A 7,899-nucleotide genomic window follows, 5' to 3' on the forward strand; every position below is an offset into this window, starting at 1 on the left:
TTAAGTTGAGGCATCGTGTTGCCGGTAATAGGCTGGGAATGCCGGAGCACCGCCGTCGCGCTGTCCGCCGTAGCCTGATGGCGGGTTTGCTCCGCTACGATCGGGTCAATACTACCCTGGCCCGCGCCCGCGCGATTCGCGGCGAGGTTGAGCGGCTGATCGCGACCGCCGTCGAGGGCCGCGCCGCGGCTCAGCGCCATCTGGCGCAGGTGGTTCCCGATGAGGAGAAGGCGGCCAAGCTGCTGGCTTTCGCGCGCCGGGGCCGCTTCTCGCTCCATGATGAGGTGGCAACGAACGAGGAGCGCGCGGCTATGGGGATGCCCCCACTGACGGAGCAGGGCCGGAAGTTCTTGGAGAATAAGCTGAAGGAGCGCCGGGCGGAGCTCTTGCGCATTATTCCCAAGGAAGAGGAGGCGGAGCGAGCTTTGCGCGCCGCTTATGAGGCGCTGGTGATTGAGCTACGCGCCCGCCGTTATGTGCTGAGCCACCTGCCCGATGAGCTGGTGGTGCGCCGCCTTTTCGATGAGCTGGTGCCCCGCTATATGGGCCGCCCCGGTGGCTATACGCGCATTACAAAGCTGGGGCAGCGTAAGGGCGATGCTGCCGAGGTCGCTCAGATCGCTCTGGTCTGAGGTGGGCCCACGGGAGGGCGAGGACCCACAGTGGCACCGCGCTTGCGCTGGTTTTCCCCCTCCCTCGATCGGTGGCTCTGGCGCTGTCTCGACTGCTCAGCGAGGTGAAAGACCTGTGCCGCCCGGACGAGCCTGCCGCTGAGTGCATGGATAATGAATCAGGAGCGCCAGGGTTGGCTACTGCCCGCGGCAAAGCGCGGCGCACTGGCTAGTCTCTCGGTGGCCTGGCTGGAGGCTCGTCCGGCATAGCTGCTATGGCGCCCTGGATGGGTGGGTGCATGAAGGCGGAGCGGTGGGCGCTGGCCAGTCCCGGCCAGCGCGTTGTTGGGATTGGAAGACTGGGCGATGGGTCCTCCTGGTGATGGCTACTCGCTGGCTCGCTTGTAGCTTGCTTCGTCCTGGCTGCCTGGAGGGGGAGCCGGTGCGTAGCGCGTAGGTGATGAGATGATAGACGGTTAGACGAGATCGTATGAATATCGCCTGTGGCATTGAGTACGATGGCACGGACTATCACGGCTTCCAGCGTCAGCCAGTGACTCATGGCCCTACGATTCAGGGAGTGCTGGAGACGGCGATCGCGCGTATTGCTGGTGAGCGAGTCGTGGTGCACGGAGCCGGGCGCACCGATGCGGGCGTTCACGCCTCGGGCCAGGTAATTAACTTCCGCTCGACGGCGCGACTCACTCCCGAGGTCTGGATGCGGGCCTTGAATGCTACCTTGCCACCGACGGTGGTCGTGCGCTGGGCGCGTGAGGTGCCGGAGCGCTTCCATGCTCGCTTCAGCGCCCTCAGTCGCTCTTATCGTTATACGATTTGGAATGATGCGATTCCGACGGCGCTCCTGGCTCGCTTCACGTACCATCGCTCTCAGCCGCTGGCGGTCGATCTCATGGCTGAGGCCTGCAAGTCTCTGCTGGGGACGAAGGATTTCGGGGCCTTTGGGCAGAGTCCCGAGGATGCTTCCCATCCTGATGAGGCTGGCCCGCACCATTGTGTCCGTACCATGCTGGCGGCCTCCTGCCTTCGCTCTGGCGCCTGCATCTTTTGTGACTTTACGGCCAATGCCTTTCTGACTGGCATGGTGCGCCGTATGGTGGGAACACTCCTGCTGGTCGGTCAGGGACGGCTCAGTGTGGAGGAATTCGCTGCGATTGTCCAGCGCGCCGATCGTTCCCATCCGGGGGCGGCGGTCCCGGCGCGTGGGCTGTGCCTGGTAGGGGTCTCCTATCCCCCAGAGCTGGGCCTGCCGGAGCCGCCGGCGACCACGGAGACGCTGGTTTCTGCTGTTTGGCCCGCACTGGTTGGCGTGGGGGCCGCGCCCGCGCCTGATGGTGATGAAGACCCAGCAGCCTGATCCAGGCTCGGCTCATCTGTTCCTTGCCGGGCTGGGTGGCAAGCGAGGAGCGCGACGCAGACGGCTGAGGAAGGGACGCCTGGCTCCCGCTGCTCCTCGTGGTGAGGCTGAGTGAGCAAGCAAGCAAGCAAGATTGCGTTTTGGGAGATGTGATCTATGAGAAAAACCTATAGCGCCAGGGCTGCTGACCTGCGCCCGCAATGGTATGTGATCGATGCCGAGGGGCAGGTGCTGGGCCGGCTGGCGTCGCAGATTGCAACTATTCTGCGCGGTAAGCATAAGCCGACGTTTACTCCACATATGCCCTGCGGCGATTATGTGATCGTGATTAATGCCGATAAGATCGCCGTGACGCGCGGACGCCTCGATAAGAAGGTCTACTTTCGCCATACTCAGTACCCTGGCGGCGTGAAGCTGCAGACGCTCCGTCAGGTGCTGGAAGGACCTCATCCTGAGCGCGCTTTGATTCACGCTGTGCGCGGTATGGTGATGCACAATAGCCTGGGCAACCAGTTGATGCGGCGGCTGAAGGTCTATGCCGGCCCAACCCATCCGCACCAGGCTCAAAAGCCTGTTCCCTGGCGGGGACCGCAGGCGCTGCTGGATGAGTATCTCTCGGAGCAGTCGCCGGCCTCTGGCGAACAGTAGGGAGAAGCTGAAGCTTCTTCTCGTTCTTACTTGCTGACCTTACCTACCGATCGTGATGAGAGAAGGAAGGGAGAGGAGTAGAGACCTTGGCTGAAAGCACCAAACTGGAGCTGCCTAAAGGGGAGTACTACTACGGGATGGGACGGCGCAAGACAGCTGTGGCGCGTGTGCGTCTTTATCCCAATGGAAGCGGCAGAATTATTGTTAATGGGCGCGAGTTTCAGCATTACTTTGGCAACCGTGAATCGGTTGTTGCGACCGCCCTGGCGCCGCTCCGCCTGCTGGACCTGACCAGCGCTTATGATATCTCGGTGCGCGTGCTTGGCGGTGGCATGACTGGCCAGGCCGGCGCGGTGCGCCATGCTCTGGCCCGGGCTTTGCTGCGCGTCAATCCCGATTGGAAGAATACTTTGCGTAAAGCCGGCTTTTTGACCCGCGATCCGCGCATGAAGGAGCGCAAGAAGCCAGGTCTGAAGCGCGCCCGTAAGGCACCGCAGTACACCAAGCGTTAAACCTGGCTCCGGGCCTGCTGGTGGCTTCGTCTACTCTGTCCATGCGCTTTCTTGGGTGGCTTAGAGCAGATGGATAGGGTAGGACGGGACCCAGCGACGGAACAGCGAGTACGTAGGCGAGCGCTGGCCCGTCTGGCTTCTGGTGGGCGGCTGAGCCGCTCGCATCAAAAAACAGGCGTGGGGAAGATGACTGCCCCGCACCTGTTTTTTTTGGAGTGTTGGTCTGGTCCGCCGGCGCCGGGTTGCTGGCCTGGCTGCCTGGTTGGCGATCTGACTTGTGCTCGCCGGAAGGGCGAGGCGATCCAGGCCGACCCTAGCTGGCACTGGCGGGAACACTGCTGTAAACAGGGGTGCACCAGCGTGCCCGATACTCCGGGCGCTTGCCGCGCACGACCTCGAAGTAGAGGTCCTGAAGCGCCTTGCTGATAGGACCAATCTGGCTGCTGCCGACGGGACGGCGATCGACCTCCACGACGGGGGCGATCTGCGCGCCCGTGCCGCAGAGGAAGATCTCTTCGGCGTTGTATAGCTCAGTGCGGTCGATGCAGCGCTCGCGGGTGATGCGTCCCAGCTCGCGGCGGGCCAGCTCCATCACGGTGTCGCGGGTGATTCCCAGCAGGATATTTTCGGTAGGGGCCGGTGTGACCAGTTCGCCGTTGAGCACCAGGAAGATGTTTTCGGCGCTGCCTTCGGAGACGTGGCCTTCGTGAGTGAGCATGATGGCCTCGTCATAGCCGTTCTGCAGGGCTTCGCTTTTGGCCAGTGCCGAGTTGACGTAAGCACCACAGACTTTGGCGCGCGCGGGAATGGCGTTGTCGTCGATCCGCCGCCAACTGGAGACGCAGCAGCGCAGGCCCGTGGTGGCCACGTAGTCCCCAAACGGCTCCGTCGTAATCAGGAAGCTATCGCTAATGCCGTGCAGGCGAACGCCGATCGTTTGATCGCTCTTATAGGCGACGGGCCGGATGTAGATGTCCTGGCGCTGGTTGTTGCGCCGTACCAGCTCGACTGTGATCTCCAGCAGCTGCTCGACGGTATAAGGCAGACTGATTTGCAGCGTTTTGCAAGAGCGCAGTAGCCGCTCGTAGTGTTCGCGAGCCCGGAAGAGGTAGAGCTGCTGATCCTGCTCATTCCAGTAGCCGCGGATACCCTCGAAGCAGCCAGTGCCATAGGCAAAGCCATGCGTGCGTACGGAGATCACCCCGCGCTCGACGGGGACGAACTCGCCGTTCATGAAGAGTTCCTGGGCTTCCATCGCTGTTGTGGCAGAAAGCTCCGTTGCTCTCTGCCTTCCCTCCTTCTGCAGAATAGGCTCTTGCTGAGTTTCTTGGCCTGCTATATGTAGTCTGCTCTGCCCGACCTGGCGTGGCGCAGGCAGGCCGGTTTGCGTGGTGGGCCGCTGGCTGGTTGGTCGGGGCTGGCTAGAGAATAGTTTTCCCCAGAGCAGAGAGCACCAGCCCGACGGCGAGCGAGGCGGTGGCGTTCTCGCGGTCCAGGATCGGGTTGACCTCGACCACGTCGATAGAACAGAGCTGACCGCAGGCGGCAAGCAGCTCCATTGAGAGATGAGCCTCGCGGTAGCTGAGGCCGCCGCGCACCGGAGTTCCTACGCCGGGCGCTTCGCTGGGATCGAGCGCATCCAGATCGAGGCTCAGATGGATACGTCTGCCGTTGTGCCCGGCCACGGCAATGGCCTCTTCCATGATGGCTGAGATGCCGCGGCGGTCGATGTCGGTCATCGTAAAGACATGGATGCGATTGGCGCGCAGCAGTTCGCGCTCGCCCGGATCAAGGTCGCGTACACCGACGATGGCGATGTTCTGCGGGTTGACCTTGGGAACGCGGCCAGCCAGGCGGACAAGGCGCTCGTGACCCAGGCCGGCCAGGGCGGCCAGCACCATGCCGTGAATGTTGCCCGAAGGCGTCGTCTCCGGCGTATTGAAGTCGCCGTGGGCGTCGATCCAGATCACGCCAATGTCGCCGTAGAAGCCGGAAACGCCCGTGATGGAGCCAAGGGCGATGCTGTGGTCCCCGCCCAGAACGAGCGGCAGGTCACCCGCTTGCAGCGCCTCGCCGACGGCTGCTGCAAGCTCTTCGGCCACCTGCATAATCGGTTCCAGATATTTGACGTGTGGATCGCCAGCTGGCTGGTTTTCAGGAAGGGGGACGTGCAGATTACCGATGTCTTTCACGCTGTGACCAAGTGCGCGGAGTTTCTCGTGAAGGCCGGCATAGCGGATAGCACTCACCCCGATATCCACGCCACGTCGATCTGCCCCCAGGTCCATCGGCACGCCAATCACACGAATCTGCATCTGTTCGCTTACCCTCCTGTTCGCCATTGAACAGTGTAATCTTCTCCTCTCCATTATAGTCCTGGGCCAGGCCCTTGTCCATCAGCCAATTGCTCCCACCACCGGGTGTCGAAGAGAGCCATTGCTCTGCGGTCGAGCGGGGCCGGCTCGTTCCACGTGCCTTGCCGCCGGAGCGAGGGGCGCTATACAATAGAGGCACCTGACCTGGCGCTATTACCTCTGTCCGTCAGGTTTGCACGGTGGTGGACCGGCGGGTGGGATTGCCAAGTTGCTTTCTGCGAGGAAGGAGGCGCTTTGTCGTGTCTCGCTGGTTGCGATATGTCCACGCTGGCCGCCGTCAGGGAGAGGTGGCGGCTCCAACCTGGCTGTCGACAGGGAGGTTAGCTTTCTGCTTCTGGCTGAAGCGCTTTGGGCTGGGCGCTCTGCTCTGGGCGCTGGTGCTCTTAGCTGCCTGCGGTGGCGGCTCCTCGCCATCCTCCAGCAGTCAGCAGCCGCTGGCCGCAGAGCAGCAGGTGCTGGTTTTCCCGAACGTGGGCACCAAAGATATCAGTACCCTTGACCCAGCGCAGGGGCCGGACGCTAATTCGGCACTGGCGGTCAGCATGCTCTACAGTGGTCTGGTTCGCACGACCGCCGATTTAAGCGTCGTACCCGATCAGGCGACCTGGCAGGTCTCGCCGGATCAACGGGTCTACACCTTTCACCTTAAGCCCGGCCTTACCTTCTCCGATGGGACACCGGTTACTGCGCAGACCTATGTCTTTACGCTGACGCGGCAGCTCCTACCGGAAGTCAAGTCGCCGGTTGCCTCCTTCTTTGAGGGCTTTATCGAAGGTGCAGAGGATGTGGCCGCCGGCAAGAGCCGGACGCTGAGCGGGGTCCGGGCGCTGGATAGCCGGACGCTGCAGATCACCTTGACCCGGCCTACCCCCTTCTTTTTGGAGGTGCTGACCAACCCGCTCTTTGATCCGTTGAATCCGGCTCTGATTCAAAAATATGGTCAGGCCAGCTGGACGAGTCAGGCGGCGGGCAGTGCCATTGGCACGGGTCCCTTCATGGTCAAGAGCTGGCAGCACACTGTCAAGATGGTCCTGGTGCCCAATCCCCACTACTATGGCCCGAAGCCGCGGCTGCGCGAGGTCGATATGCTCTTTGTGAGCGATCCTGCAACGGCCTTTAAGGCCTATGAGGCGCGCCAGTACAGCTTCATCTGGAATATTCCCCCGGACGAGCTGGGGCGTGCCCGCCAGATGTCGGGCTTCGTGCAGCGTGCGCTGCTGCAGACCGATCTGCTCTTCTTCTATACACGCAAGCCACCGTTTGATAAGACCGCGGTGCGGCAGGCTTTTGCCTATGCCATTGATAAGAAGACGCTGGCGCACGCCATCTTTAAAGATGCGGTGCTGCCGGCCACTACCATTATTCCCCCGGGCATGCCCGGTTACCAGGCCAATTACGCCGGCCTTCCCTACGACCGGGCCAGAGCGCGCAGCCTGCTGCAGTCGGTCTATCCCGATAGCCGTGCGATGCCACCTGTTGTCTTCACCTACCCCTCAGCGCAGGTCTCGCAGAGTGAGGCAGCGGCCTTGCAGCAGATGTGGCAGAGTGCTCTCGGTCTCCAGGTCAGGCTGCAGGGCATGGACCTGACGACCTACAACGATGAGCTGTCGAAGCACCTGGTGCAGATGGGATTTATTCAGTGGACCGCGGATTTTCCCGATCCCTACGACTGGCTGACCCTGAACCTCACCAGTGGCTCCCCCAATAATAACGGGGAGTGGAGCAATCCGCAGTTTGATCGCCTGGTGGCGCAGGCTGAGAAGGAGAGCGGCGAGGCGCGTTTACGCACCTACAATGAGGCGGAGCGCGTGGCAATCGAAGATGTGGGCTGGTTGCCGTTGGATCATCAGGCCCTGGCGGCAGTCATTCCGCCCTGGCTGCACGGGGTGACGCTCAATGGCCTGGGCCTCTACTTCGGTGATTGGTCGGCTGTTTACCTGCTCCAGCATTAAAGAGCTTCAGGCAGGCTGTTCCAGTGCCTGAGCGAAGGCCGTCGCGGCTGGCATCGTCTTGAAGGCTGCCGCACTGTGATGGTATAATAAAGCCACAACGTTCATCATCGTGCTTATACGCTTGAACGCAAGTAGGGCGCATCGCCCGCCAATTGTGCTGCCCGCCGCCCTCGGCGGGCTTTGTTATGTGGCAGTCGAGGGACGGTCGAGGGCTGTCGAGGCCCCGGCGAGCTGTAAGGATCTGTCGATGGAGGTCGATCGGAGTTCCGAGTCGGCCCGCGTCGATCTTGTCCTGGCTCCTTTTTGGAGAACCTCTTGTTCTCCCACTGCTGGGGGCGGGAAGCGATGACGCTTCCATCCTGGGCATGTTCTGTTAGTATGCAGCGAGGCATACGAGTCTGGCCTGGATGAGGTAGGTCGCTGAGA

7 protein-coding genes are annotated in these 7,899 nt (G+C 62.0%); 5 read left to right on the plus strand and 2 right to left on the minus strand.

Going from position 1 to position 7,899, the window contains the following annotated elements; translation table 11 throughout:
- The first annotated feature begins 5 nt into the window (after nt 1–5).
- The 4 genes from BGC09_RS18690 to rpsI all read left to right on the plus strand — a co-directional run bounded on the left by BGC09_RS18690 (nt 6) and on the right by rpsI (nt 3,146).
- Nucleotides 6–632, plus strand: coding sequence for a bL17 family ribosomal protein (locus BGC09_RS18690; RefSeq protein WP_176728976.1), 627 nt, complete (start codon nt 6–8; stop codon nt 630–632).
- Nucleotides 633–1,101: 469 nt separating this feature from the next.
- Entirely contained in the window at nt 1,102–1,986 is an 885-nt protein-coding gene (truA, locus tag BGC09_RS18695) for a tRNA pseudouridine(38-40) synthase TruA (RefSeq protein WP_069805741.1), read from the plus strand.
- Between the two features lie 156 nt (nt 1,987–2,142).
- On the plus strand, nt 2,143–2,634 hold the full coding sequence (gene rplM / locus BGC09_RS18700; RefSeq protein ID WP_069805742.1) for a 50S ribosomal protein L13: 492 nt from the start codon (nt 2,143–2,145) through the stop codon (nt 2,632–2,634).
- 137 nt (nt 2,635–2,771) lie between these two features.
- Nucleotides 2,772–3,146, plus strand: a complete 375-nt coding sequence (rpsI, locus tag BGC09_RS18705; protein ID WP_069805747.1) for a 30S ribosomal protein S9 — start codon at nt 2,772–2,774, stop codon at nt 3,144–3,146.
- A 313-nt stretch (nt 3,147–3,459) separates the two neighbouring features.
- On the opposite strand, the gene BGC09_RS18710 is transcribed toward rpsI, so the two are convergent.
- Together BGC09_RS18710 and rocF are read right to left on the minus strand one after the other, a co-directional pair.
- On the minus strand, nt 3,460–4,401 hold the full coding sequence (locus tag BGC09_RS18710; protein WP_069805743.1) for a branched-chain amino acid transaminase: 942 nt from the start codon (nt 4,399–4,401) through the stop codon (nt 3,460–3,462).
- Nucleotides 4,402–4,567: 166 nt separating this feature from the next.
- Nucleotides 4,568–5,461: an arginase gene (gene rocF, locus BGC09_RS18715; protein ID WP_069805744.1), complete on the minus strand. Its 894-nt coding sequence runs from the start codon at nt 5,459–5,461 to the stop codon at nt 4,568–4,570.
- 299 nt (nt 5,462–5,760) lie between these two features.
- Between rocF and BGC09_RS18720 the strand changes: the two genes are divergently transcribed.
- Complete coding sequence (locus tag BGC09_RS18720) at nt 5,761–7,473, plus strand: peptide ABC transporter substrate-binding protein (RefSeq protein ID WP_069805745.1); 1,713 nt, start codon at nt 5,761–5,763, stop codon at nt 7,471–7,473.
- Nucleotides 7,474–7,899: the final 426 nt, after the last annotated feature.

Origin of the sequence: Thermogemmatispora onikobensis (genome assembly GCF_001748285.1) — a bacterium.
GTDB lineage: Bacteria > Chloroflexota > Ktedonobacteria > Ktedonobacterales > Ktedonobacteraceae > Thermogemmatispora > Thermogemmatispora onikobensis.

What these genes read in the sequence shown, in the direction of transcription:
- BGC09_RS18710 (WP_069805743.1), bottom strand. Translation starts at nt 4,401, where the DNA reads ATGGAAGCCCAGGAACTCTTCATGAACGGCGAGTTCGTCCCCGTCGAG.
- rocF (WP_069805744.1), bottom strand. Translation starts at nt 5,461, where the DNA reads ATGCAGATTCGTGTGATTGGCGTGCCGATGGACCTGGGGGCAGATCGA.
- rplM (WP_069805742.1), top strand. Translation starts at nt 2,143, where the DNA reads ATGAGAAAAACCTATAGCGCCAGGGCTGCTGACCTGCGCCCGCAATGG.
- rpsI (WP_069805747.1), top strand. Translation starts at nt 2,772, where the DNA reads ATGGGACGGCGCAAGACAGCTGTGGCGCGTGTGCGTCTTTATCCCAAT.
- truA (WP_069805741.1), top strand. Translation starts at nt 1,102, where the DNA reads ATGAATATCGCCTGTGGCATTGAGTACGATGGCACGGACTATCACGGC.